We start from the raw sequence: 24,039 nt of genomic DNA on the forward strand, positions 1-24,039 counted from the left end.
GGTGCGCAGGAGGTGGGGTCGGTACGACGGGATGGGGTCAGCCGGCGTTGCGGCGGGCCTCCCAGCCGCTCTGCACCATCTCGTCGAGGGTGTACCGCATCTTCCAGTCGAGGTCGCGGGCGGCGAGCTCGCCGGTCGCAACGATCCGGTCGGGATCGCCGGCGCGGCGCGGGCCCACCTCGGGGGTGAACTCGATGCCGGTGACGCGGGCGACGGCATCCATGATCTCGCGGACCGACAGGCCGTTCTGCGAACCCAGGTTGTACGCCGGCTCGACCGGCTCGCCCGCACGAAGGCGCTGCGCCGCGACGGCGTGCGCGGCGGCGATGTCCGACACGTGCACGTAGTCGCGGACGTTCGTGCCGTCGGGGGTGTTGTAGTCGTCGCCGTTGATGCGCGGCGTCTTGCCGTCGATCAGCATCTCGAACACGATCGGGAACAGGTTGTGCGGGCTCTTGTCCCATACCGACGCATCGCCCGAGCCGACGACGTTGAAGTATCGGAGCGAGGTGTGGCGCAGGGGCGCATCGGATGCCGCCGTCGCGACGCCCTGCGCAGCGAGCAGCCACTCGCCGATGAGCTTCGACTCGCCGTAGGGCGAGGCGGGACGCTTCGGCAGGTCCTCGGTCACGAGCGGCACGTCGGGAGTCCCGTAGACGGCGGCGCTGGAGGAGAAGACGATGTTCGAGACACCGGCATCCGCCATCGCGGCGAGGACGACGCGCGTCCCTTCGACGTTCTGCTCGTACGTGTGCAGGGGCCGCTGGACCGAGACGCCCGCGTACTTGAACCCGGCGACGTGGATGACGCCTTCGGCGCCGTGCTCGCGCAGGGTGTTCGCGACGAGCTCCCGGTCGAGGATCGTGCCCTGAACGAAGGGCACCCCCTCGGGCACGAACGAGGCGTCCCCGCTCGAGAGGTCGTCGAGGACGACCGGGTCGAGACCCGCCTCGGCGAGAGCGCGGACGATGTGGGCGCCGATGTACCCGGCGCCTCCGGTGACGAGCCAACTCATGATCCCGAGCCTACTGGCGCGGGACCGGCGGCCCGGACGTCAGGAACCGAGCGCTGCGAGCCTAGGAGCCCAGCGCCGCGAGCCTCAGGAGCCCAGCGCCGCGAGCCTCAGGAACCCAGCGCTGCCGCGACGACCTTGCGGGCCTCCTCCTGCACCTGCGCGAGGTGCTCCGGCCCCTTGAGACTCTCGGCGTACAGCTTGTAGACGTCCTCGGTGCCCGAGGGGCGCGCCGCGAACCAGGCGAACTCTGTCTGCACCTTGAGGCCGCCGATCGCGGCACCGTTGCCCGGGGCGTGCGACAGCTTGGCGGTCACCGGGTCGCCGGCGAGCTCGCTCGCCGTGACGGCGTCGCCCGACAGCATCGAGAGAGCCGCCTTCTGCTCGGGTGAGGCAGGCGCGTCCACGCGCTGATAAGCGGATGCCCCGAACTCGGCCTCGAGCTCGGCGTACCGCTGCGACGGGGTCTTGCCCGTGACGGCGAGGATCTCGGCCGCGAGCAGGCAGAGGAGGATGCCGTCCTTGTCGGTCGTCCACACGCTGCCGTCCTTGCGGAGGAACGACGCGCCGGCGGACTCCTCGCCGCCGAAGGCGACGGAGCCGTCGAGGAGCCCCGGGACGAACCACTTGAAGCCGACGGGGACCTCGAGGAGGGTCCGGCCGAGCGAGGCGGCGACGCGGTCGATGATCATCGACGAGACGAGGGTCTTGCCGATCGCGGCATCCTTCGGCCACCCCTCGCGGTGCGCGTACAGGTAGTCGATCGCGACGGCGAGGAAGTGGTTCGGGTTCATGAGACCCGCATCGGGCGTCACGATGCCGTGGCGGTCGGCGTCGGCGTCGTTGCCCGTCAGGATGTCGTACTCGTCGCGCCGGGCGACGAGCGCGGCCATCGCCGAGGGCGACGACGGATCCATGCGGATCTTCTCGTCCCAGTCGAGCGTCATGAACCGCCACGTCGGGTCGACCTCGGGGTTCACGACCGTCAGGTCGAGGCCGTAGCGCTCGCCGATGAGGGCCCAGTACTCGACCGAGGCGCCGCCGAGCGGGTCGGCGCCGATCCGCACGCCCGCGCGGGCGATCGCCTCGACGTCGATGATCGACGCGAGGTCGGCGACGTAGCCCTCGCGGAAGTCGTACTCGCCGAGCGTCGCGTCGTCGATGTCGGCGTGGCGGACCCGTTTGACGCCCTCGAGGCCGGCCTCGATGAGCTCGTTCGCACGGTCGGCGATCCAGCCGGTGGCATCGGTGTCGGCCGGGCCGCCGTGCGGCGGGTTGTACTTGAAGCCGCCGTCGCGCGGCGGGTTGTGCGACGGGGTGACGACGATGCCGTCGGCACGACCGGCATCCGCCTCGTCCCGTCCCTTGTTGTAGGTGAGGATCGCGTGGCTCAGCGCCGGCGTCGGCACCCACGAGTCGCGGCTGTCGACGCGGACGTCGACGCCGTTCGCCACGAGGACCTCGATCGCGGTGTGCTCCGCCGGAAGCGAGAGGCCGTGCGTGTCGCGCCCCAGGAAGAGGGGACCCGAGATGCCCTGCGCCGCGCGGTAGTCGACGATCGCCTGCGTCGTGGCGAGGATGTGGACCTCGTTGAAGCTCCGCGAGAGCGAGGAGCCGCGGTGGCCGCTCGTGCCGAACGCGACCCGCTGGGCGGGGACCGCCGGATCGGGGGAGAGGTCGTAGTACGCGCTGATCAGCGCGTCGACATCGATCAGGTCAGAGGATTCGGCGGGCTGTCCTGCGCGGCTCATCCGCCCAGTCTGCCAGGGAAGTCGGGCGGGAGCGCCTGCGTGTCGCGGATCCGCATCGCTTGTTCAGGCGGGCAGCCGCCCGGCATCCGTCGCCATCGACTCCGTGCGTGCGGTGAGCGCGTCGAGGACCGTCCGCAGGGCGGGGGAGTCCGACATCGTGCGGCGGTGGATCGCCGACACCTCGCGGATGGACTCCGGCGACACGGTGGGGATCGCGACGAGGTCCGGGCCCAGGGGAGGCCGGCCGAGCCGGGGCACCAGGGCGACGGCGATGCCGGCGCGGGCGATCTCGAGGTGGTTCTCGAACTCCATCGACTCGTGGACGATGCGGGGAGCGCCGCCGACGCCGTCGAACAGCCGCCGGAGCCACTGACGGCAGATGGTCGACTCGAAGGTCGCGACCCACGGCTCACCGCCGATCTCGTCGGGGCGCAGTTCGGCACGGCCCGCGAGCGGGTGATCGCGGTGCAGGATCACGTCGGCGACATCGGTGAACAGCGGGGTCTCGACGAGGTGCTCGGGGATCGAGAGCGCGACGTTCCCCCAGCGGTGCACGATGCCGAGGTCGCGCTGACCGGACGCCACGAGGGCGATCGTCTCCCAGGGCTCGCTCTCGCGCAGGGGTACCCGCAGGTCCGGATGCCGCCGGCCGAGGTCCGCGATGAGGGGCACCATGACTCCGCGCACGACCGTGGAGAACGCGCCGATGCGGATCTCCCCGCTGACGCGACCGGGCTCGCCGCCCCCGTGCAGATCGGCGCGGACGCGCTCGAGGTCGGCGAGGATGGGCGTCGCGGATACCACGAGGCGCGTCGCGGACTCCGTGAGCACGACACCTCGGCCGACTCGTTCCAGCAGGGCCACGCCGGTGTCGCGCTCGAGCCGCTTGATCTGCTGCGACACGGCCGACGGCGTGAAACCGAGGGCGGTCGCGGCGGCCGCGACGCTCCCCTCCGTGGCGACGGCGCGAAGGGAGACGACGGCCTCGAGATCGATCATGTAGCGATGCTACCGATTTGCCCCAAAGAATGATCGCTTGTCCTTCATGGATGCCGCGGGCTGAATGGATCACGTGACCCGCCGTGACATGCTCCTCGCCGCTCTCGTCGCCTCGCTGTGGGGCCTGAACTTCGTCGTCATCGACTGGGGGATGAGCGGCATCCCGCCCCTGCTGTTCGCGGCGATCCGGTTCGCCGTGGTCGCGCTCGCCGTCCTCGTCGTGCCGAGGCCCCAGACCGGGTGGCGCGTGATCGTCGGAGTCGGCCTGTTCATGAGCCTCGGGCAGTTCGCCCTGCTCTACACCTCGCTCGCCCTGGGGCTGAGCCCGGGCCTCGCGGCGCTCCTGATGCAGGCGCAGGCGGTGTTCACGATCGTGATCGCGGCGATCACACTGCGCGAGCGGCCCTCGGCGATGCAGATCGTCGGGGTGGGGCTGGGGGTCGTCGGCCTCGCGGTCGTCGCGACCTTCCGCGGCGGGGATGCCCCCGTCCTGGCCGTCTGCCTCGCGCTCGCCGCCGCGCTGTCGTGGGCGGTCGGCAATGTGATCTCGCGCCGCGCGGGCGTCGTCACCGGCATCGGCCGCGGGCGGGACTCTCTCGCTGACGGTGTGGTCGTCGCTCGTGGTCCCCGTGCCCGCGCTCGCCCTGTCGTTCGTGATCGACGGTCCCGCCGCGATCGGCGCGGGCCTCGCCGCCATCGGTCCGCAGGCCGTCATCTCGACGCTGTACACGGCGGGGCTCTGCACGCTGTTCGCCTACGCCGTCTTCAACGGACTGCTCGGCCGAAACCCGTCGGCGGCGGTCGTGCCGTGGATCCTGCTCGCACCCGTTGTCGCGATGGCCTCTGCCGCACTGCTGCGCGGCGAGGCCCCGAGCGTCGGGGAGGTGGTCGGCGGGGCGGTGCTCGTCGCGGGGGTGCTGGTCAGCGGCATCCGCCGTCGTCAGCGGGTGTCGCCGGCGGTCGAGCTCATGGGGGTGCCCACTAGGCTGTCCGCGTGACATCCGAGCCCCCGGCTTCCCCCACCCGTCGCACGTACAGCTTCCTCGGCCCCGCAGGCACCTTCACCGAAGCCGCCCTCGCGCAGGTCCCAGAAGCGCGCGACCAGAACTGGCGACCCGTCCGCAACGTCGGCGAGGCTCTCGCCGACGTGATCGAGGGCCGATCGGATGCGGCGATGATCGCGATCGAGAACTCCGTCGACGGCGGCGTCTCGACCACGCAGGACGCGCTCGCCACCGTTGCGGGTCTGCGGATCGTGGGGGAGTACCTCGTCCCCGTCGAGTTCGTGCTGGTCGCGAAGCCCGGCGTCCGCCTCGAGGACGTCTCGGTCATCGCCGCTCACCCCGTCGCGTACGCGCAGTGCCTCACGTGGCTGACCAGCGCGCTGCCGGAGCACTCGCACATCCCGGCGACCAGCAACGTCGCGGCGGCCGTCGGCATCGTCGATGGCACGATCACCGCGGATGCCGCGATCGCGCCGCCCGGCATCCTCTCCCTCCACGACCTCGAGCTCCTCGCCGAGAAGATCGGCGACAACGCGCACGCCGTGACGCGCTTCGTGCTCGTGAGTCGTACTGCGCCGCCGCCCGCACCGACCGGGGCGGACAAGACCTCGCTCATCGTCGAGCTCCCCGAGGATCACCCGGGTGCCCTGCTCGAGCTCCTCGAGCAGTTCGCCACCCGCGGGATCAACCTGTCGCTGCTGGCCTCGCGCCCGATCGGCGACGAGCTCGGTCGCTACCGATTCGTCATCGACGCCGATGGACACATCGAGGACGAGCGCATGGCCGACGCCCTCCTGGGCCTGCGCCGTTTCTCGCCGCGCGTCCTCTACCTCGGGTCGTACCCGCGCGCCGACCGCGCGATCGTCCGCTACCCGGAGCGGTACTCCGACGAGGTGTTCGTCGAGGCGCGCGACTGGCTGCGGGGTCTCGTCTCGGGCGAGCCCGAGGCCTGAGCCGGTCCGCAACTCCTCAAAGACCCGCGGCCCGCTGCTCGCGGAACCGGTTGCGTCCGTTTTTCGGGCTCGATTTCGAGGAGTTACCGTCGTGGGCGGCCCGCGGCCCGCGACGACTGCGTCAGGCGGCGAGGAGCTCCAGCGTGCGGATCCGCGAGGGCGCGGCATCCATCGGCTCCGCCTCGGTCGCACCGGCGACGGGCGAGACCATGACCTCGTCGACGCCGTGACGAGCAGCGAAGTCGGCGAGGCGCGTGCGGACCTCCGGCCCGGTCCCGACGAACCAGCGCGACATCATCGCGTCGAAGACGGGGGCGGCGAGGGAATCGGATGCCTCTGCTGCTGCTGCCTGCTCGACCGTCTCGAGGGCCGTCAGCGGCTTGCCGCCGCGCAGCCGCGCCATCATGCGTGCCTGCGGGAGGGCCGCGGCGCGCGCCTCGTCGTCGGTGTCTGCGACGACCGCGTTGGCCGTGACGAAGGTCCGGGGTGCGGCGAGGGTCTCGGACGGCTGGAACTGCCCGCGGTACAGGTCGAGCGCGCGCTCGAGGCCGTCGCCCGAGAAGTGGTTGGCGAAGACGTACGGCAGGCCCATGCCGGCGGCGAGCTGGGCGGAGTAGTCGCTCGATCCGAGCAACCACACCTCGGGCGCGCTCGTCGAGGCGGGTGTGGCGGTCACGGTGTAGGTGCCGCCCGAGGTGAACCGCAGCGTCGCGCCCTCCGCCGACACCAGCGAGCGGATGTCGGTGACGTGGTTCGGGAAGCGCTCCACGTCGCTCGTGGTCCCCGACTGGCGCAGCAGCTGCGTGATGACCGGGTCCGACCCGGGCGCGCGCCCGATGCCGAGGTCGATGCGACCGGGCGCGAGGGCTTCGAGCGCCGCGAACTGCTCGGCGACGACGAGGGGGGAGTGGTTGGGGAGCATGACGCCGCCGGAGCCGACCCGGATGCGGCGGGTCCGCGAGGCGGTCGCGGCGATGAGAACCGGGGGTGTCGTCGAGGCGACGGCCGGCATGTTGTGGTGTTCCGCGAACCAGTAGCGCTGGTAGCCGAGGTCGTCTGCGCGCTGTGCGAGGGCGATCGAGGCGGCGATCGCCTGGCTGCTGGTCTGCCCCGTGCGGACGGGGACGAGGTCGAGAACGGAAAGGGCCGGGGTCGCGATGCTCATAACGAACACTGCAACCCCGGCCGCGGGCGGCGCATTCCGCGCCGCCTTCGATTCAGCGGGCGATGCGCACGGCGCCGGAGGTCCGGCTCACCGTGTCGTAGCCGCTGAGGCTGCCCGTGATGCGCACCGACAGGCGGTCACCACGGTCGCCCCGGGCGACCGAGTACGACGCCTTGGTCGCGCCGGCGATCGCCCTGCCGTTGTTCAGCCACTGGTACGACAGCCGCGTTCCCTCGGTCCACGCGCCGGCACGGGCGGTCAGCGTCTTGCCGACCTTGGCCGAGCCGGTGACGGTCGGCGTCGACGCGCGCAGGGTGCCCTTCGCGACCTTCGCCGTCGCAGCCGAGGTCTTCGCCGCGGTCGTGTACCCGGACTGGGTGCCGGTCACGCGCACCGAGATGCGGGTTCCGGCGTCGGCGGCCGTCAGTCGGTGCGTCGAGGTGACCGCACCGCGGATCGGCGAGCCGTCACGCATCCACTGGTACGCGAACGCCGTGCCCTTCGTCCACGTGCCGGGCTTCGCCGTCAGCGTGGCGCCGACCTTCGCCGTACCCGACACCGTCGGCGTGCCGACGGTCAGAGCGGCGGGCGCCACCGTGACCGTGCGGTCGACGCGAGCGCGGTTGCCTGCGGCATCCTTCACGACGTAGCGGAGGGTGTACGTGCCGAGCTTCTTCGTGTCGACCGTGCCGCGGACCGACAGCTCGGCGGTGAGGTCGCCGTCGACCGCGTCGCGCGCGGTCACGCCGGCGAGAGCGTCGAAGGTCGATCCGAAGCTGACGGTGGTGGATGCCGGGACGCTGATCTCGGGCTTCACGAAGTCCTCGCGCAGGCCCGCCTCGCGGAAGTGCGTCGAGTGCATGCCGAACGAGTCCTTCAGGTGCGGCATCCAGCAGGCGTCGTTGTGTCGGCCCTCGGGGTAGACGGCCCACGTGTGGGGCACGCCCTTGTCGGTGAGGATCGTGTTCATCGAGCGTGCGGCGTCATCGAAGCGGTACTCGTCGAACTCGCACGCGTCGAAGTAGAGGTCGAACTTCTTCAGCTGCTTCGCGGTCATGTCGCCGGCCTGCTTGAGCGGCGTGGGAAGGGCGGAGCCGGAGTAGCTCAGCGAACCGATGTGCGAAGCGATGGAGGAGAACATCCCGGGGTTCGAGAGTCCGAGCGACCAGGCGCCGAAGCCACCCATCGACACACCCGTCAGGGCGCGGAAGTCGCGGCCCTCGAGGGTGCGGTACTCCTTGTCGACGAGGGGCACCATCTCGGTGAGGAACATGCTGCGCCACGGCGTGCCGCCGTTCGGCTGGTCGGAATACCAGAGCGATTCGCCGTCGGGCATGATGACGATCGATTCGGCGAGGCCCTGCTTCCAGAGGCCGTCGAGGACGTCGTCGATGTCGCGCGGTTCCCACTCGCGGCTGCCGCCGTTGATGCCGTGCAGCAGATAGACGACCGGGTATTCGCGGTTCGGCTCGCTCAGGTAGGACGGGGGCAGGTAGGTCGCGAACTCGCGCGGCTGACCCTCGAGGTCGGAATCCACCGTCTCGCGGAAGAACCGGGAATCGTTGCCGGTCTCGCGGAGCGTGGTCCCGTCGATGTGGAGGAACTGCTGGGATGCCGGCTGGAAGGTGTACGGCTCGCCGTCACGCGTGCCCGTGATCGTCCGGTTGGTGTCGACGACGAGGGCGCCGTCCTCGCCGGTGACGACCTCGACCTCGCTGTCGGTGAGGGTGAGGGAGCCCGACTCCTTCATCCAGTCGCGCAGCTCGCGGGCGCGCCGGTCCTTCGACCGGCCGTCGTGGAAGTAGCTCTTGTCGAGCGTCTTCAGGTACGCGTCGACATCGCCGGCCGCGAGAGCGGTCTTCTGCGCCTCGAGGACATCCGCCACGGCGGCCGACTGCGCGGCCGAGGCGCGGGGCCCGGTGATGCCGTAGACGTTCGCGCGGACGGCATCCTTCGAGTAGATCCCGACGGGTCCTTCGTACCAGCCGCCGCCGCCGTTCATGTCGTACAGGCGCACCGCGAGGGTGTTCTCGCCGCCGAAGTTCGGTGCGTCGGCCGGAACGGGGTAGAGACGCTTCTCGAACCACTGGCTGCTGGCAGCCGGCGGCATCGTGCCCGAACCGCCGATCCGCGTGCCGTTGAGGTAGGCCTCGTCGACGTCGTCGAGGAAGCCGAGCGATGCGACGAGGTTCGTGCCCGCGGCATCCGGAGGCAAGGTGAAGGTCAGGCGGTACCAGCCGAACCCGTCGTAGTCGTCGAAGGGGGTGCCGTCGCCGGGGACGGTGATGTCCTGCCAGGACGAGTCGTCGAAGTCCGGCGCGGCGTAGGACGGGTCGTCGCCCTTCGCGAACTTCCAGGTGCCCCCGAGGTCGAGCGACACGCTGGTACCCGGCGATGTCGTGGCGCTGGCTGCGGGGGAGATCGGCTGGGCCGAGGGAGCGGCCAGCGCGGGGGTGGCGATGCAGAGCGACGTCGCGACGGCTGCCGCGGCGGTGATGGCGGCCAGACGGCGCCGTCGAGGGACGTGAGAATTCACGGACTCCTACTTCCTTGTGGGATGCCGGGCGTCGCTGCCCGGTGTGACTGTGCACGTTCACGGAGGTGGTGATGGATCCGCTGTGAACGTGCACACAGAGTGGCACCGCATCATCCGCGATGTCAACGCACAGCGCACGACGTGCGCATATGTGCACGCGTCGGGCGTCAGGCCATCAGGCGTCAGGCGGAGTCGCGCCAGACCACGGGACATTCGAGCACGCGTCCGCTCGTGCCGGGGTCCTCACCGCGAAGCTGGCGCAGCACGGACTCCGCTGCCGCCCGACCGAGCTCGCCGGCGGGCTGGTGCACGGTCGACAGCGGCGGATCGCACCGGAGGGCCCAGGAGCTGTCGTCGAATCCGACGATGCCGACGTCCTCCGGTACGACACGGCCGGCTGCCTGCAGGACGTCCATCGCTCCGGCGGCGACGGCGTCGCTCGACGCGAAGACGCCGTCGATGTCGGGTGCACGCTCGAGCAGTGCACGCATGCCCTCCTGCCCGTCGGAGTAGGAGTACAGGGGCACCCGCTCGACGAGCTGCGGGTCGAATCTGTTGCCGAGGGCGTCGACGAAACCGGCGAGACGGTCCGAGCCCGAGTCGCGGTCGAGGGCGGAGGCGATCATCCCGATGCGCCGACGTCCCGTGGCCGCGAGCCGGTTCGTGATCTCGCGCGCGGCCCCGCGGTTGTCGATCGCGACGTAGGCGGCGTCGCCGATGTCGCGGGGGTGGCCGACGAAAGCGGCGGGCAGGCCGAGGTCGGCGACCGCACGGGTGATCGGGTCGCCCACGCGTGCCGAGACGATGATGACGCCGTCGATCAGGCCGCCACTCAGGTATCGGGCGAGGCGTTCGATGTCGCGGGTGGTGTCGGCGATCATGAACGACAGCTGGTAGTCCGCCTCGGACAGCGCCGCATTCGCGCCGAGAAGGATCGAGCCGATGTTCGGATCCTCGACGAAGAGCGAGTGGGGCTCGTGGACGATCAGGCCGATGGCTTGCGAGCTCTGCATGACGAGGCTGCGCGCGGCACGGTTGGGGACGAAGCCCACCTTGGCGATCGCGGCCTCGATGGCCTCACGCGCCTCGTTCGAGACGTAGGGCTGGCCGTTCAGCACGCGGCTCACCGTTCCGCGCGAGACCCCGGCTTCGGTGGCCACATCCTTGACGGTCGCGCGACGGCGCCGGCCGATGACATCCGTGTGGTCGTTGCTCACGCGCTCATCGTATGTGCACGCACACACGCTCCGTGCGCCCGCTGGTGAGCGAGTCGCAGGTCCAGGGATACCGCCTCTGCCGCCGATTCGCGGGAGAACGGGTGTCGCGCCCACCCGTGTTGACATCGGGGATTCGCTCTGCCTACTCTGTACACGTTCACAGAGCCTCAACGCGGAGGAACACCGCTTGATCCTGTGCACGTTCACAGGATCCAAGAGGAGAACATGTCGGTCCCCGCCCGCCCCTTCGCGCACGACGGCATCGCGTTCGGTTGTGATTACAACCCCGAACAGTGGACGCCCGACGTCTGGGATGAGGACATCGCGCTCATGCGCGAAGCCGGAGTCGACCTGGTCGCGATCAACATCTTCGGCTGGGCGCACATCGAGCCCCGTGCCGGTCAGTACGACTTCGCCCGCCTCGACGACATCATCGGCCGGCTGCACGCGGCCGGCATCCGCATCAACCTCGGCACCGGTACCGCCTCCACCCCCGCCTGGCTGACGACCGCCCACCCCGAGATCCTCCCCGTGGTCGAGGACGGCACGCGCCGCTACCCGGGTGGGCGTCAGGCGTGGTGCCCGAGTTCGCCCGTCTACCGCCAGGCCGCCCTCGCGCTCGTGGACGCCGTCGCCGCCCGCTACGGCTCGCACCCCGCGATCGCGCTCTGGCACGTGTCGAACGAGCTCGGCTGCCACAACGCGCTCTGCCACTGCGACGAGAGCGCCGCCGCGTTCCGCGTCTGGCTGCAGGCCCGTTACGGCACCGTCGAGGCCGTGAACCGAGCGTGGGGCACCGCGTTCTGGAGCCAGACCTACTACGAGTGGGACGAGATCCTCACTCCCAAGGCGACCCTGTCCAGCCGCAACCCGGGGCAGATGCTCGACTTCCACCGCTTCAGCAGCGACGCCCTTCTCGCGCACTACCGTGCCGAGGCGGAGGCCATCCGCGCCCACAGCGAGATCGCGATCACCACGAACTTCATGGTGACCGCGCACATCGAGAACCTCGACTACTGGTCGTGGGCGGGCGAGATGGACGTCATCGCGAACGATCACTACCTCGACCACCGACTCGGCGACCCGCGGTCCGAACTCGCGTTCGCCGCGGACCTCTCGCGCGGTCTCGCGCAGGGGTCTCCGTGGATCCTCATGGAGCACTCGACCGGCGCCGTCAACTGGCAGCCGCTGAACAAGCCCAAGGCTGCCGGTGAGATGATCCGCAACTCGCTGACCCACGTCGCACGCGGCGCCGACGGCGTCTGCTTCTTCCAGTGGCGCGCCTCGGTGCAGGGGAGCGAGAAGTTCCACTCCGCGATGCTTCCCCACGCCGGCACCGACTCCGCCGTGTGGCGCGAGGTCGTCGAGCTCGGCGGGATCGTCGACCGCCTCGGCGAGGTCGCAGGCTCCCGCGTCGAGTCCGACATCGCGTTCCTCTTCTCGTGGGAGTCCTGGTGGGCGACCCAGAGCGAGACCCGCCCGAGCCAGGCGTTCGGCTACCTCGAGCAGGTGCACGCCTCGTACCGTGCCCTGCACGCGAACGGCCTCACCGTCGACGTCGTGGCCCCCGGCTCGGACCTCTCCGGCTACCGCATGGTCGTCGTCCCGGGCGTCCACCTCATGACCGAAGCGGATGCCGCGGTCCTGACCGCGTGGATCGCCACCGGCGGCACCGCACTCGTCACCTTCTCGACCGCCATCGTCGACGAGAACGACCGGGTCTACACCGGCGGGTACGCGGGTCCGCTCCGCGAGGCCCTCGGTCTGCACATCGAGGAGTTCGCCCCCGTCGCCCCCGAGGTGTCGCTGACCCTGAGCGACGGATCGACGGCACGGCTGTGGTCCGAGCGGTCCCGCACCACCACGGCCGAGGCCCAGGCATCCTTCACCGACGGCCCCGCCGCGGGGATGCCGGCGCTCACCCGCAACGACTGGGGCGAGGGTGCCGCGTGGTACCTCGCCACCGTTCCCAGCGACGCCGACTACCGTGACCTGGTCGCGCGTCTCGCCGACGAGGCCGGAGTCGCTCCGGCCGCCGTCGTCGAGCCCCGTTCGCGCGACCTCGAGATCGTCCGCCGACGCGGGGAGCTCGCGTCCTATCTCTTCGTGATCAACCACGGCGAGACCGATGTCCACGTCGACTCCGACGGCGTGGACCTCGTGACCGGCACGCCCGTCGCCGGTCGCGCCACCGTGCCCGCCGGCGCGGTGCGCATCATCAGAGAGGAGGCGGCTGCATGACCGCCACGGAAGTCCTCGTGACGCGTTCGTCGGCCAAGCCGCCGCGCGCGAAGCGGATCCCGCGGGCCAAGACCCCGCACAAGGGGGCGATCGCGGTCTTCCTGGGACCGTTCGGCATCCTCTTCGCCCTCTTCTATCTGTTGCCGATCGGCTATGCCATCTGGCAGTCGCTGCTGGTCGTCCAGCGCGACGGTCTCTACGGCGAGCCCACCGAGGTGTTCGGCGGACTGACGCAGTACATCCAGGTGTTCCAGAACGCGCCATTCTGGGAGTCCGTCGGTCGGGTGCTGCTGTTCGGCGTCGTCCAGGTGCCGGTCATGCTGGGCCTCGCGCTGCTGTTCGCGCTGCTGCTGGACTCGCCGGTCCTCAAGGGCAAGCGGTTCTTCCGTCTCGCCTTCTTCGCGCCCTACGCCGTTCCCGGTGTCATCGCGGCGATCATGTGGGGCTTCCTGTACTCGCCGAACCTGTCGCCGTTCACGGGCCTGACGAACTCGGTCGACTTCCTCTCGCCCGAGATGGTCCTCTGGTCGATCGCCAACGTCGTGACGTGGGTCTTCGTGGGCTACAACATGCTCATCATCTACTCGGCCCTCCTCGCGATCCCCGCCGAGGTCTACGAGGCCGCGCGCCTCGACGGTGCCGGGCAGATCCGCATCGCCTGGTCGATCAAGATCCCGATGGTGGCCCCCGCCATCATCCTCACGGCCGTGTTCTCGATCATCGGCACGCTGCAGCTGCTGGCCGAGCCGCAGGTCTTCCGCTCGTTCAGCACGGCGGTCTCGTCCACGTTCACGCCGAACATGACGATCTACGCGACCAGCTCGGTGCCGAACCCGTACCTCGCGGCGGCCTTCTCGGTCGTGCTGGCGCTCGCCACCTGCGTCCTGTCGTTCGCGTTCTTGAAGCTCACCCAGCGGAAGGCCGAGCAATGAGCCTCCTCACCCGTACCAACGGCGCCCTGGCGACCGACCTCCCGAAGACCCGCGGTCCGCGGGAGTCAATCCTCTCGCGCGGCGCAGCCCTGCTCATCATGGGGATCTTCACGCTGTACTTCATCGTGCCGATCTGGTGGCTGTTCATCGCCTCCTCGAAGGACCGTGGTCAGCTGCTGACGACCAACCCGCTGTGGTTCGCCGACTGGAACCTGTTCGCCAACATCGGCGACCTCATCTCCTACAACAACGGGATCTACTTCCGCTGGCTGCTCAACAGCCTGGGGTACGCGGGTCTCGGCGCTCTGCTGGCGACCGTGTTCGCCGGCATGGCGGGCTATGCCCTCGGCAAGTACCGGTTCCGTGGTCGTGAGGCGTTCTTCAACATCGTCCTCGGTGGCGTGCTCGTCCCGGCGACCGCGCTCGCACTGCCCCTGTTCCTCCTGTTCAGCCAGGTGAACCTGACCAACACGTTCTGGGCGGTCCTCCTGCCGAGCATCGTGAGTCCCTTCGGCGTCTACCTCGCGCGCATCTACGCGTCGTCGTCGGTGCCCGACGAGCTCATCGAGGCCGCGCGCCTCGACGGTTCGGGTGAGGTCAGAACGTTCTTCACGGTCTCGACGCGGCTCATGGCGCCGGCTCTCGTGACGGTGTTCCTCTTCCAGTTCGTGTCCATCTGGAACAACTTCTTCCTGCCGCTGATCATGCTCCGCAGCCAGGACCTGTTCCCCGTCACCTACGGGCTCTACACGTGGAACACGCAGCTCAACCAGATCCCCGAGCTGCGCACCTACGTCCTGGTCGGCGCCTTCCTGTCGATCGTGCCGCTCATCATCGCCTTCCTCTTGCTTCAGCGCTTCTGGCGCAACGGACTCGGCACCGGTTCCGTGAAGTGAGCTCCTGCCGAGGGCGGACCCCTCGGCATCCCTGCAATACCAGTACCTGTCACCCGATCAACGATCAGATTGGAAATCCCATGCAGCACACCAAGAAGGCAGTCGTCGCCGGCGTCGCACTGCTCACTGCGTTCACCCTCGCCGGCTGCGCCGGCGGCAACGGTGGCGGCAGCGGCGACGGGGCAGCGGACCCCGCCGCGTGCGCCCCCTCCGACGGCAAGGTCACCCTCGACTTCACGTCGTGGATCCCGGGCATCGAGGACGCCGCGAAGATGTGGAACGACGAGAACCCCGACATCCAGGTCAAGGTCCAGACGGGCCCCAACGGCAACTCCGGCACGTACGCGAGCTTCTTCAGCCAGCTCGAGGCGGGTAACGCCCCCGACCTCGGCCAGATCGAGTACGACGCGCTGTCGAGCTTCCGCGTCCAGGACGGTCTCGAGGACCTGTCCGCGTGCGAGGACGTCGTCGCCGCGAAGGACGAGTTCATCCCGTGGACCTGGAACCAGGTCACCCTCGGCTCCGACGGCGTCTACGGCATCCCGCAGGACTCGGGCCCCATGGCGCTGTTCTACCGCTCCGACCTGTTCGAGCAGAACAACATCGCCGTTCCGACGACGTGGGACGAGTACAAGGAAGCCGCCAAGGAGGTCCGCAAGACCGGTGGCTACATCACCAACTTCTCGACCGCCGACATCAACCAGTTCGCCGGCCTCGTCTGGCAGACCGGTGGCGACTGGTTCGCCAACGACGGCCAGGAGTGGAAGGTCAACCTGACGGGCGACGAGTCCAAGAAGGTCGCCGACTACTGGCAGGACCTGATCGACGAGGACCTCGTCTCCACCTACCCGGCCTGGACCGAGGAGTGGAACAACGCCTACAACTCGGGCAAGGTCTGGAGCTGGAACTCGGCCGTGTGGGGCGCCAACTCCATCTCGTCCGGTGCTCCTGACACCACCGGCAAGTGGTCGGTCGCTCCCTCCCCGCAGTGGGCTGCAGGCGAGAAGGCCTCGGGCAACTGGGGCGGCTCGTCGGTCGCCGTCTTCAAGGGCACCGAGCACCCGTACGAGGCCGCGAAGTTCGCGCTGTGGCTGAACACGTCCGAAGAGGCGCTCACGGCTCTCAACAAGTCGGCGAACATCTACCCCGCCACCACCGAGGGTCTGAAGCTCCCCTCGCTGCAGGAGGGTGTGGAGTTCTACGGCGGACAGAAGATCTACGACGTCTTCGCCCAGGCTGCCTCCGAGGTCAACCCCGACTTCGTGTGGGGCCCGACCATGACGCAGACGTACGCCGACGTGTCGGACGGCTTCCAGAAGGCCGCCAGCGGCCAGGGAACGCTGCTCGAGGCGCTCGAGTCCGCGCAGACCAAGACGGTCGACGCCCTCAAGGCGCAGTCCATCCCCGTCGCCGAGTGACCACTCGCTGACACCCGTCATTCACTGACACCACGATTCACTGACACCACGCATCCGCGCCGCGGGTCGGGCCTTCGGGCTCCGATCCGCGGCGCGGTCGCGTGTGCGGTGTCACGCCTGACGTGAGGCCTGCTTGACCTTCTCGTAGGCGGCGAGCGCGTTCTGCCGCGTCGCCTTCAGGTCGACCATCGGCATGGGCGGCTGGCCGTCGGCATCCGTGTACTCCGGTGCCCACTGCCCGATGTACTCGCGGCGCTTGTCGAACTTGTCGGCCTGCAACTCGGGGTTGAAGACGCGGAAGTAGGGAGCCGCGTCTGCGCCGGAGCCCGCCACCCATTGCCAGTTGAAGGTGTTGCTCGCTCCGTCGGCATCGACCAGGCAGTCCCAGAACCATTCCTCGCCGCGGCGCCAGTCGATCATCAGGTTCTTGATGAGGAAGGATGCCGTGATCATCCGCACCCGGTTGTGCATGTACCCGGTCTCCCAGAGCTCCCGCATCCCGGCGTCGACCATCGCGTAGCCGGTCTGTCCTTTCTGCCACGCCTGCAGCGCCGTCGGCTTGAGCCGCGGCCACGGGAACGCGTCGAACTCGGGGCGGAGGTTCTTCGTCGCGAGATCCGGGAAGTGGTGCAGCGTGTGCCAGGCGAATTCGCGCCACCCGATCTCGGAGAGGAATCCGGAGGCGCCCGGCGTCTCGACGGCGGCATGCCACACCGTGTGGGGGCTGAGCTCGCCCCAGCGCAGCCGCGGCGACAACAGGGAGGTCGCGCCGGCGGACGGCCGGTCGCGGGCGTCGTCGTAGTGTCCGAGGTCCTCCTCGAGGAACTCCTTCAGTCGCCGCTGCGCCGCCGGCTCGCCCGGCTCCCACGTGTCGCGGAGGCCCTGCGCCCAGTCCGGCTTCGTCGGCAGCAGCTCCCAGTCGTCGAGGTCGTCTGAGGTCGGGTACCGCGACGGCCCCGGTACCTCGCGGGGCTCGGGCAGGGGAGCGCGCGGCGCCGGCTGCCCGAGGCAGGCGCGCCAGAACGGGCTGTAGACGGAGAAGTGCTTGCCGGCTCCGGTCGCGATCGTCCACGGTTCGAAGAGGAGGGATGCCGCGAACGACGCGACCTCGACGTCGCCCTCCCGCAGATCGGACTTGAGCGCCGCGTCGATCTCCCGCTCGGGGCCGCCGTACCGGCGGTTCCAGAACACCGCGCCCGCGTCGGCATCCGCCGCCACCTCGCGGATGACGCGGTGGGCGGGGCCGCGGCGCAGGATCAGCCGCGAGCCGCGGTCGGCGAGTCGCTCGGCGAGGGAGGCGAGCGAGTGATGCAGCCACCAGCGAGCCGCGCCGCCGAGGGGACGGATGCCGTCGCTCTCTTCATCGAGCACGTACACCCCGATCACCGGCTCGCCGCGATCGAGTGCGGCGCGGAGCGCGGGATGGTCGGCGAGGCGGAGGTCGTCGCGGAACCAGACGATCGAAGGGGACGGCATCCCCTCATCCTGACCGTCGCGGCTCCGCGATTCCGCCCCTTGCAATCCGACGCCGGATCGCTCAGCGGGTCGGGTCAGACGGCCTCGACCGAGTGCCCGCGGGGGATCGCGAGGGTGAGGCCGCCGGCGACGACGCGCACCGCGATGCGCGTCGCCTCGCCGAACTCATCGCCGTCGAGCTGCACGGGGTGCGCCTCTTCGGCGGCGAGGTCGATGCCCTTGCCGCGCGAGTAGCGGACGGAGTTGTCGGCGGTGCGCACGGCGAGGATCTTGCGGCCGGCGCGGAACTTGCGCAGCACGCTGTTGTCCCACGCGAGGCGGCGCCAGACCAGCAGCCAGCCGAAGGCCGAGCGCGGTTGCAGGATGGCGACGTCGAGTTCGCCGTCGGTGATGGATGCCTCGGGGATGAGTTCGAGCCCCGCTTGCAGCGAGCCGCAGTTGGCGAACAGGACGCTCTGCACGTCGGCGCGGTGGATGCGATGACCGGGCACCTGGTAGACGACGGGGAACGGCTTGGCCTGCGCGATCGAGCGGGCCGCACCGTCGACGTAGGCGACCCAGCCGACCTTCTTCTTGAGGTCGCTGTTGGTGTTGGCGATCATCGCGGCGTCGAGGCCCATACCGCCCATGACGACGAATGCGTGCTCCGCCGTCTCGCCGTCGGGCCGCCGCAGCTGCGCGAGACCCACGTCGATCGCGAGGGTGTCGCCGTCGAAGGTCGCCGCGATCATCGCGGCCGGGTCGGCGAGGGGGAGCTGCAGGTTGCGGGCGAGGAGGTTTCCGGTGCCGCTCGGGACGATCGTGAGAGGGACGCTCGAGCCGGTCATCGCCTCGCTGACGGCCCGGACCGTGCCGTCGCCGCCGGCGACGAGCACGGCGTTGACACCTTCCGCCAGCGCCTGGCGTGCGACGTCGTCGCCGAGGTCGTCGACCGTCGTCTCGTAGAAGAGCGGCTCGGACCAGCCGGCATCCTTCGCCGCACGGGCCACCTGCTCGCGCAGCTCGTCGCCGTCGACCTTGATCGGGTTGTAGACGAGGGCGGCTTTGGGGCTCGGCCGGCCCTCCACATCGGGCATCGGCTCCGGCGACCCGCTGCGATCGACGCGGCGTGCCTCTCCGGTCTCGTCGTCCCGTGTGTCGGCGGAGACGTCCTCGGGCTCGCGGATCACCCCGTCGGGTTCGGCTGCGGTAGCCGGGTCGTGCGCGTCGTCGGAGCGGTGCGTCGTGCCGGGATCGGTCGCCATGCGTACAGGATAGGGCTCGGCATCCGCCTCTCGGAGACCCTTGCGCTCGCGTCCCTTCCGCACCAGGGCGGGGGTGGGGAGGCCGCGACTAGACTCGACGGGTGATCGATCTCGCCCTCCTCCGTGACGACCCCGCCCTCGTGAAGCGTTCGCAGGAGGCTCGCGGCGAGTCGCCCGACACGGTCGACGAGGCACTGGCCGCCGACCGCGAGCGTCGCACCGCGATCACCGCCTTCGAAGAGCTCCGCGCCGAGCAGAACGCGCACGGCAAGCGCGTCGCGAAGGCCCCGAAGGACGAGAAGGCCGCGCTGGTCGCCGAGGCGAAGGACCTGAGCGAGCGCGTCAAGGCCGCGCAGCAGGCCGTGACCGTGGCGGAGGATGCCGCATCCGCCGCGCTCGCGCGCATCGAGAACATCGTCATCGACGGCGTCCCGGCCGGCGGCGAGGACGATTTCGTCACCCTTCGCACGCACGGCGAACCCGTCTCGTTCGACTTCGAGCCCGCGCGACCACCTCGCCCTCGGCGAGATGCTCGGCGCGATCGACACCGAGCGCGGCGCGAAGGTCTCGGGCGCCCGGTTCACCTTCCTCACCGGCATCGGGGCGCGCCTCGAGCTGGCCCTCATGAACCTCGGCATGCAGCGCGCCCTCGAGGCGGGCTTCATCCCGATGATCCCGCCGACCCTCGTGCGCGCAGAGGTCATGCGCGGTACCGGCTTCCTCGGTCAGCACGCCGACGAGGTCTACCACCTCGATGACGACGACCTGTATCTCGTGGGCACGAGCGAGGTGCCCCTCGCCGGCTACCACATGGACGAGATCCTCGACCTGGAGCCGGGTGCGAAGCGCTACGCCGGGTGGTCGACGTGCTACCGCCGCGAGGCCGGGTCGTACGGCAAGGACACGCGCGGCATCATCCGCCTGCACCAGTTCAACAAGCTCGAGATGTTCGTCTACACGACCCCCGAGGATGCCGAAGCCGAGCACCTGCGCCTCGTCGAGATGCAGGAGCGCATGCTCCAGGACCTCGGCCTCTCGTACCGCGTGATCGACGTGGCCGCGGGCGACCTCGGGTCGTCGGCCGCGCGGAAGTACGACGTCGAGGCGTGGGTCCCGACGCAGGGCGCGTACCGCGAGCTCACCTCGACGTCGAACTGCACGACGTACCAGGCGCGCCGTCTCGACATCCGCCACCGCCCCGAGGGCGGCCGCACCGCTCCCGTCGCGACGCTGAACGGCACGCTCGCGACGACCCGCTGGATCGTAGCCCTGCTCGAGACGCACCAACGCGAAGACGGCTCGGTCGTCATCCCCGAGGTCCTCCGCCCCTACCTGGGCGGCCTCGAGGTGGCGGAGCCCGTCGCGTGACGTCCGAGAGCGCCCCCGTCACTGGCAGCATCGAGGCGGTTTCGGTCGATGAGGCCGCCGACGTCGTCGAGGAGATCGTCGAGGATGCCGCATCCGCCCCCCGTGAGCGGCTGCTGATCGCGCTCGACATCGACGGCACGATCCTCCTCGAGGACGAGACCTACAGCCCCGGCGTCGTCGACGCGGTCGCCGAGGCGCAGGGACTCGGGCACGAGGTGATGCTCGCGACCGGACGCTCGTGGGAGGGCACCCGGCACATCCTCGAGCACCTCGCCATCACGCCCGAGTACGTCGTCTGCTCCAACGGCGCCGTGATCCTCAAGCGGGTCGGCGCCGCCGACGCCGGCGCGTCCTACGAGCGCTTCCACACGGAGGAATTCGACGCGACCGAGGTGCTGCAGCTGCTGCGCGACCACCTGCCCTCGGCCCGGTACATGGTCGAGCTGCCCGACGGGCGACGGCTGTACACCGACCACATGGACGAGTGGAACGTCTCGCGCGCCGACCGGGTGCCCTTCGAGCAGCTCTCCGCCCAACCCGTCTCCCGCGTCGTCGTCGTCTCGGAGGACGACACCGACGAGGACTTCGTCGACCTGGTCTCGCGGATCGGCCTCAACGAGGTGTCGTACGCGGTCGGCTGGTCGGCGTGGCTCGACATCGCCCCGCAGGGCATCGACAAGGCCACGGGGCTCGAGCTGGTCCGCGACTGGCTCGGCATCGACGCGGCACGGGTCGTCGTCATCGGCGACGGTCGCAACGACATCGGCATGTTCCGGTGGGCGCGCGCCCACGGCGGGCGCGCGATCGCCATGGGCCAAGGCCCCGACGAGGTGCTGTCGGAGGCGTCGGAGCTCACGGCATCCGTCACCGAAGGTGGCGTCACGGCGGTGCTGAAGGCCCTCTGACCGGCTCGTTCAGGGCTCGCCCAGGCGATCCCGCAAGAATGAATGGGTTCTGGGGTCGGCTAGACTCGGCCTGTTCGACCGGTGCCACTCGGTGCGGTCGGGAGGGTTGTCCGAGCGGCCGAAGGATCCGGTCTTGAAAACCGGTGGGCAGCAATGTCCCGTGGGTTCGAATCCCACACCCTCCGCACTGTCCGAAAGGTGATCCGTGAGCGCAAGGCACGACGCGAAGGCGACGAAGTTCCGCCGTCAACCCGTAGCCCGTCACGGAGCGCTGAGGTCGCCGCATCCGCTCCGTCAGGTCTTCACGATCCTGGCTGCGGTCGTCGCTGTCGTGCTCGTGAGCACCGCGGCGATCGGCGGATTCTACGTGTGGGATGCCGCGCGCAGCCTCAGCGACAACGGTGTCTCGATCGGAGACGACGACAAGCCCCTCCCGCCGCACATCGGCGAGATCGAGGGCGGCGTCAACATGCTGATCGCCGGAACCGACTCGTGCGAAGGGCAGGACCTCAAACTCTTCCCGCGCTGCGCGGACGATGAAGGGGGCGAGCGCAACGACGTCACGATGCTCGTGCACATCAGCGACGCGCCCCGCCGCGTGACGGTGGTCTCGTTCCCGCGCGACATGATCGTGCCCATCCCCTCCTGCACGAAACCCGAGGGCGGGTCGTACTCGGCCATGAGCGCGCAGATGATCAACAACTCCTACGCGTACGGCGGACTCGGCTGCACGGTCGCCACGGTCGAGGCACTGACGGGCGTCGACATCCAGTTCGCCGGTGCCATCCGTTGGACCGGAGTCATCAACATGTCCGATGCGATCGGCGGCGTCGATGTCTGCCTCAGCGCCGACATCAACGACCGTCACACGGGTCTGCACCTGAAGAAGGGCGAGCAGAACCTCGTCGGTGCCCAGGCTCTGCAGTTCCTCCGCATCCGTCACGGCATCGGCGACGGGTCGGACCTCGGACGCATCTCCAACCAGCAGCAGTTCATGAGTTCCCTCGTTCGCAAGCTGCAGTCGGGCGCGGTCCTCTCGGACTACCCCGCACTGCTCAACCTGGCGAACACCGCCGTCCGCCAGGTGAACGAGAAGCAGCTGGTCCTCAGCGAGTCGCTCGCCAACCCGCAGCGGATGGCCCAGATCGCGATGGCCGTCGCCGACGTGCCGTACAAGGACATCGTCTTCGTGCAGTACCCCACGGTCTACGCCCCCGGTGGCGAGCGCGTTCTGCCGGTCACATCGGCAGCGGATGTCCTGTTCACGGCCCTGTCCGAGAACAAGCCGATCCGCATCACGGGCTCCGCCAGCGGCGGGAACGGCGTCGAGGTCGTCGGCGAGGCCGACGAGCCCGGCGGCGCGAAGCCGACTGAGACTCCGGAGGCCACCGGCACGCCGACCGGCGAGGCCACCCCCGACAAAACCGATGCGCCCGACGACGGCGAGGAGGCCGGCACCGTCGAGCTCCCGAGCCAGATCACGGGCCAGTCGGCGAACGAGGTCACCTGCACCGTCGCGCAGCAGTGACATCGGTTCGGATCAGCGTCCCGTACCCGTTATGCTTGCGTGGTGCGTTCGCGCCGTTCGCGGTCGGATGCCTGGAGACGTCGCATAGTCAGGCCTAGTGCACCACCCTGCTAAGGTGGAGTCCCCTCACGGGGACCGAGGGTTCAAATCCCTCCGTCTCCGCCACGAGAAAAGCCCCGGATATCCGGGGCTTTTCGTCTGAGTGCGGGGGTGCGTCGGCCTCAGCCGGTGGCGGCGTCGTCCTGATCGGGCTCGGGAACGATCCGCAGCCCGCCCGGCGAGTTCGCCGTCGACATGAGCGCGTCGATCCATGCCGGGTTGAGCGGCCCGATCGCGCGCGAGTGGTAGCGGATGTCCCAGCTCGTCGACACTCCGACCCAGCGCGAGACCCGCCCGCTGCCGAGGCTGGGGTCAACGGTCCAGGTGAGGATGAACGGCTCACGCCGCCGCAGTTTCGTCACCATCACGACCTCGAGATGACCGAGGAGACGGTCATCGAGCGTGACCGTTTCGCTGCCGAAGGCCAAGCGTCCCATTCCACCAAGCTTACGGCGTAAGCAGACAAAAGAGTGCGAGTCGGGGGAGGATCGGAGTGGAGGCTCCCATGAGCAGTCAGTCTGATCGATCGATCGGGTCGAGGTTGAGTCGCGACGCGATCATCGACGCCGCGCTGAGCCTCGTGGACCGCAAGGGGGCCGCAGGACTCTCCATGCGGGCCCTGGGCAACGAGCTGGGCGTCGAGGCGATGTCGCTCTACCGCCACGTGCACGGCAAGGAGGATCTCCTCGAGGGTGTCGTGGATGAGTTGACGGCCGAGCTCGTGGTCGTCATGGAGCGCGAGGCCCAGGCGCACTGGCAGACGTTCCTGCAGAACGTCGCCCATGCGGTTAGAGACATCGCCGTCGAGCATCCGCGGGCCTTCCCGCTGATCGCCACGAGGCATCCCGCCGCTCCGTGGCTCCGGCCACCGCTGCGGAGCATCGAGGCCGTCGACATCTTCCTCCGCGTGCTCCTGGCGCAGGGCTTCAGCGATGAGCAGGCCGTCGGCGCCTACCGGGGGTTCAGCAGCTTCCTCATCGGTCAGCTGCTGCTCGAAGCGGCCGTCCGCGGCGCCGACGTCGGTGGAACCATTGCGGGGCAAGGGGAGACCGGGCCGGTCCCCACCGGGGAGGCGCAGACGTCCTCGCTGGACGATGCCCCTGAAGTGCGGCGACTCCGTCCCCTGCTGAGCGAGGACCACAGCAAGGAGGAGTTCGACACCGCCCTCGAAATCCTGCTCGACCGGCTCGAGGTCGATCTCTCCCTGTAGCGGTCGCAGCGCGCGCACGCGCGTCTACCACGATCCGGGGCCACGTTTCGACCCTTGCCGTGCGTGCGCGTCAAGGAAGGTAACG

18 protein-coding genes, 2 tRNA genes and 2 pseudogenes are annotated in these 24,039 nt (G+C 69.7%); 13 read left to right on the forward strand and 9 right to left on the reverse strand.

Annotation, left to right across the window (positions count from 1 at the left end; all coding sequences use genetic code 11):
* Positions 1 to 37: 37 nt before the first annotated feature.
* From galE to QE428_RS07220, 3 genes are all read right to left on the reverse strand, one after another.
* The gene (gene galE / locus QE428_RS07210; protein WP_307467506.1) at positions 38 to 1,015 is read right to left on the reverse strand and encodes a UDP-glucose 4-epimerase GalE; all 978 of its coding nucleotides are present in this window, start codon (positions 1,013 to 1,015) and stop codon (positions 38 to 40) included.
* Positions 1,016 to 1,122: 107 nt separating this feature from the next.
* The gene (gene pgm, locus QE428_RS07215; protein WP_091359293.1) at positions 1,123 to 2,763 is read right to left on the reverse strand and encodes a phosphoglucomutase (alpha-D-glucose-1,6-bisphosphate-dependent); all 1,641 of its coding nucleotides are present in this window, start codon (positions 2,761 to 2,763) and stop codon (positions 1,123 to 1,125) included.
* Positions 2,764 to 2,826: 63 nt separating this feature from the next.
* Complete coding sequence (locus QE428_RS07220) at positions 2,827 to 3,762, reverse strand: LysR family transcriptional regulator (RefSeq protein WP_133398681.1); 936 nt, start codon at positions 3,760 to 3,762, stop codon at positions 2,827 to 2,829.
* 88 nt (positions 3,763 to 3,850) lie between these two features.
* Here QE428_RS07220 and QE428_RS07225 point away from each other — a divergent pair.
* The 3 genes and pseudogenes from QE428_RS07225 to pheA all read left to right on the forward strand — a co-directional run.
* Positions 3,851 to 4,165: pseudogene (locus QE428_RS07225) on the forward strand (EamA family transporter); the annotation flags it as partial.
* A 217-nt stretch (positions 4,166 to 4,382) separates the two neighbouring features.
* A complete protein-coding gene (locus QE428_RS07230) occupies positions 4,383 to 4,760 on the forward strand; it encodes an EamA family transporter (protein WP_307467512.1) in 378 nt (125 codons plus the stop codon).
* On the forward strand, positions 4,757 to 5,719 hold the full coding sequence (gene pheA, locus QE428_RS07235) for a prephenate dehydratase (protein WP_091359300.1): 963 nt from the start codon (positions 4,757 to 4,759) through the stop codon (positions 5,717 to 5,719). Before QE428_RS07230 ends, pheA begins: the two co-directional genes overlap by 4 nt.
* Positions 5,720 to 5,840: 121 nt before the next feature.
* On the opposite strand, the gene QE428_RS07240 is transcribed toward pheA, so the two are convergent.
* From QE428_RS07240 to QE428_RS07250, 3 genes are all read right to left on the reverse strand, one after another.
* Positions 5,841 to 6,884 (reverse strand): LLM class flavin-dependent oxidoreductase, encoded by a 1,044-nt coding sequence (locus tag QE428_RS07240; RefSeq protein ID WP_307467516.1) that lies wholly within the window; start codon positions 6,882 to 6,884, stop codon positions 5,841 to 5,843.
* Between the two features lie 52 nt (positions 6,885 to 6,936).
* On the reverse strand, positions 6,937 to 9,420 hold the full coding sequence (locus tag QE428_RS07245; protein WP_307467519.1) for an alpha/beta hydrolase-fold protein: 2,484 nt from the start codon (positions 9,418 to 9,420) through the stop codon (positions 6,937 to 6,939).
* 182 nt (positions 9,421 to 9,602) lie between these two features.
* Positions 9,603 to 10,637 carry a LacI family DNA-binding transcriptional regulator gene (locus QE428_RS07250; RefSeq protein ID WP_307467522.1) on the reverse strand — a complete coding sequence of 345 codons (1,035 nt, stop codon included), beginning with the start codon at positions 10,635 to 10,637 and terminating at the stop codon, positions 9,603 to 9,605.
* Between the two features lie 225 nt (positions 10,638 to 10,862).
* Between QE428_RS07250 and QE428_RS07255 the strand changes: the two genes are divergently transcribed.
* From QE428_RS07255 to QE428_RS07270, 4 genes are all read left to right on the forward strand, one after another.
* Entirely contained in the window at positions 10,863 to 12,878 is a 2,016-nt protein-coding gene (locus tag QE428_RS07255) for a beta-galactosidase (protein WP_307467525.1), read from the forward strand.
* Positions 12,875 to 13,810, forward strand: a complete 936-nt coding sequence (locus QE428_RS07260) for a carbohydrate ABC transporter permease (protein WP_091359318.1) — start codon at positions 12,875 to 12,877, stop codon at positions 13,808 to 13,810. The genes QE428_RS07255 and QE428_RS07260 overlap by 4 nt, the downstream gene beginning before the upstream one ends.
* Complete coding sequence (locus QE428_RS07265) at positions 13,807 to 14,706, forward strand: carbohydrate ABC transporter permease (protein WP_307467529.1); 900 nt, start codon at positions 13,807 to 13,809, stop codon at positions 14,704 to 14,706. The genes QE428_RS07260 and QE428_RS07265 overlap by 4 nt, the downstream gene beginning before the upstream one ends.
* An 80-nt stretch (positions 14,707 to 14,786) precedes the next feature.
* Entirely contained in the window at positions 14,787 to 16,124 is a 1,338-nt protein-coding gene (locus QE428_RS07270) for an ABC transporter substrate-binding protein (protein WP_091359325.1), read from the forward strand.
* Between the two features lie 111 nt (positions 16,125 to 16,235).
* Here the strand turns inward: QE428_RS07270 and QE428_RS07275 are convergent, their stop codons facing one another.
* The gene (locus tag QE428_RS07275) at positions 16,236 to 17,600 is read right to left on the reverse strand and encodes a deoxyribodipyrimidine photo-lyase (RefSeq protein ID WP_307467536.1); all 1,365 of its coding nucleotides are present in this window, start codon (positions 17,598 to 17,600) and stop codon (positions 16,236 to 16,238) included.
* 74 nt (positions 17,601 to 17,674) lie between these two features.
* Positions 17,675 to 18,844, reverse strand: a complete 1,170-nt coding sequence (locus tag QE428_RS07280) for a diacylglycerol kinase family protein (protein ID WP_133398671.1) — start codon at positions 18,842 to 18,844, stop codon at positions 17,675 to 17,677.
* 101 nt (positions 18,845 to 18,945) lie between these two features.
* Between QE428_RS07280 and serS the strand changes: the two are divergent.
* From serS to QE428_RS07305, 5 genes and pseudogenes are all read left to right on the forward strand, one after another.
* Positions 18,946 to 20,212: pseudogene (serS, locus tag QE428_RS07285) on the forward strand (serine--tRNA ligase).
* Complete coding sequence (locus QE428_RS07290) at positions 20,209 to 21,117, forward strand: HAD-IIB family hydrolase (protein WP_307467541.1); 909 nt, start codon at positions 20,209 to 20,211, stop codon at positions 21,115 to 21,117. The pseudogene serS and the gene QE428_RS07290 overlap by 4 nt, the downstream one beginning before the upstream one ends.
* A 100-nt stretch (positions 21,118 to 21,217) precedes the next feature.
* Positions 21,218 to 21,302: transfer RNA gene (locus QE428_RS07295), tRNA-Ser, on the forward strand.
* 20 nt (positions 21,303 to 21,322) lie between these two features.
* Positions 21,323 to 22,645, forward strand: a complete 1,323-nt coding sequence (locus QE428_RS07300; RefSeq protein ID WP_091351637.1) for an LCP family protein — start codon at positions 21,323 to 21,325, stop codon at positions 22,643 to 22,645.
* Positions 22,646 to 22,718: 73 nt separating this feature from the next.
* Positions 22,719 to 22,810 (forward strand) — tRNA-Ser (locus QE428_RS07305).
* A gap of 56 nt (positions 22,811 to 22,866) precedes the next feature.
* Here QE428_RS07305 and QE428_RS07310 read toward each other — a convergent pair.
* Positions 22,867 to 23,181, reverse strand: coding sequence for a hypothetical protein (locus tag QE428_RS07310; protein ID WP_091351638.1), 315 nt, complete (start codon positions 23,179 to 23,181; stop codon positions 22,867 to 22,869).
* A gap of 68 nt (positions 23,182 to 23,249) precedes the next feature.
* Between QE428_RS07310 and QE428_RS07315 the strand changes: the two genes are divergently transcribed.
* Positions 23,250 to 23,954 carry a TetR family transcriptional regulator gene (locus tag QE428_RS07315; protein ID WP_091359339.1) on the forward strand — a complete coding sequence of 235 codons (705 nt, stop codon included), beginning with the start codon at positions 23,250 to 23,252 and terminating at the stop codon, positions 23,952 to 23,954.
* The last annotated feature ends 85 nt before the right edge of the window (positions 23,955 to 24,039 follow it).

The organism is Microbacterium sp. SORGH_AS_0505, assembly GCF_030818715.1.
Taxonomy (GTDB): domain Bacteria; phylum Actinomycetota; class Actinomycetes; order Actinomycetales; family Microbacteriaceae; genus Microbacterium.

What these genes read in the sequence shown, in the direction of transcription:
- galE (WP_307467506.1), bottom strand. Translation starts at nt 1,015, where the DNA reads ATGAGTTGGCTCGTCACCGGAGGCGCCGGGTACATCGGCGCCCACATC.
- QE428_RS07310 (WP_091351638.1), bottom strand. Translation starts at nt 23,181, where the DNA reads ATGGGACGCTTGGCCTTCGGCAGCGAAACGGTCACGCTCGATGACCGT.
- QE428_RS07260 (WP_091359318.1), top strand. Translation starts at nt 12,875, where the DNA reads ATGACCGCCACGGAAGTCCTCGTGACGCGTTCGTCGGCCAAGCCGCCG.
- QE428_RS07255 (WP_307467525.1), top strand. Translation starts at nt 10,863, where the DNA reads ATGTCGGTCCCCGCCCGCCCCTTCGCGCACGACGGCATCGCGTTCGGT.
- pgm (WP_091359293.1), bottom strand. Translation starts at nt 2,763, where the DNA reads ATGAGCCGCGCAGGACAGCCCGCCGAATCCTCTGACCTGATCGATGTC.
- QE428_RS07315 (WP_091359339.1), top strand. Translation starts at nt 23,250, where the DNA reads ATGAGCAGTCAGTCTGATCGATCGATCGGGTCGAGGTTGAGTCGCGAC.
- QE428_RS07280 (WP_133398671.1), bottom strand. Translation starts at nt 18,844, where the DNA reads ATGGCGACCGATCCCGGCACGACGCACCGCTCCGACGACGCGCACGAC.
- QE428_RS07240 (WP_307467516.1), bottom strand. Translation starts at nt 6,884, where the DNA reads ATGAGCATCGCGACCCCGGCCCTTTCCGTTCTCGACCTCGTCCCCGTC.
- QE428_RS07220 (WP_133398681.1), bottom strand. Translation starts at nt 3,762, where the DNA reads ATGATCGATCTCGAGGCCGTCGTCTCCCTTCGCGCCGTCGCCACGGAG.
- QE428_RS07275 (WP_307467536.1), bottom strand. Translation starts at nt 17,600, where the DNA reads ATGCCGTCCCCTTCGATCGTCTGGTTCCGCGACGACCTCCGCCTCGCC.
- QE428_RS07270 (WP_091359325.1), top strand. Translation starts at nt 14,787, where the DNA reads ATGCAGCACACCAAGAAGGCAGTCGTCGCCGGCGTCGCACTGCTCACT.
- QE428_RS07265 (WP_307467529.1), top strand. Translation starts at nt 13,807, where the DNA reads ATGAGCCTCCTCACCCGTACCAACGGCGCCCTGGCGACCGACCTCCCG.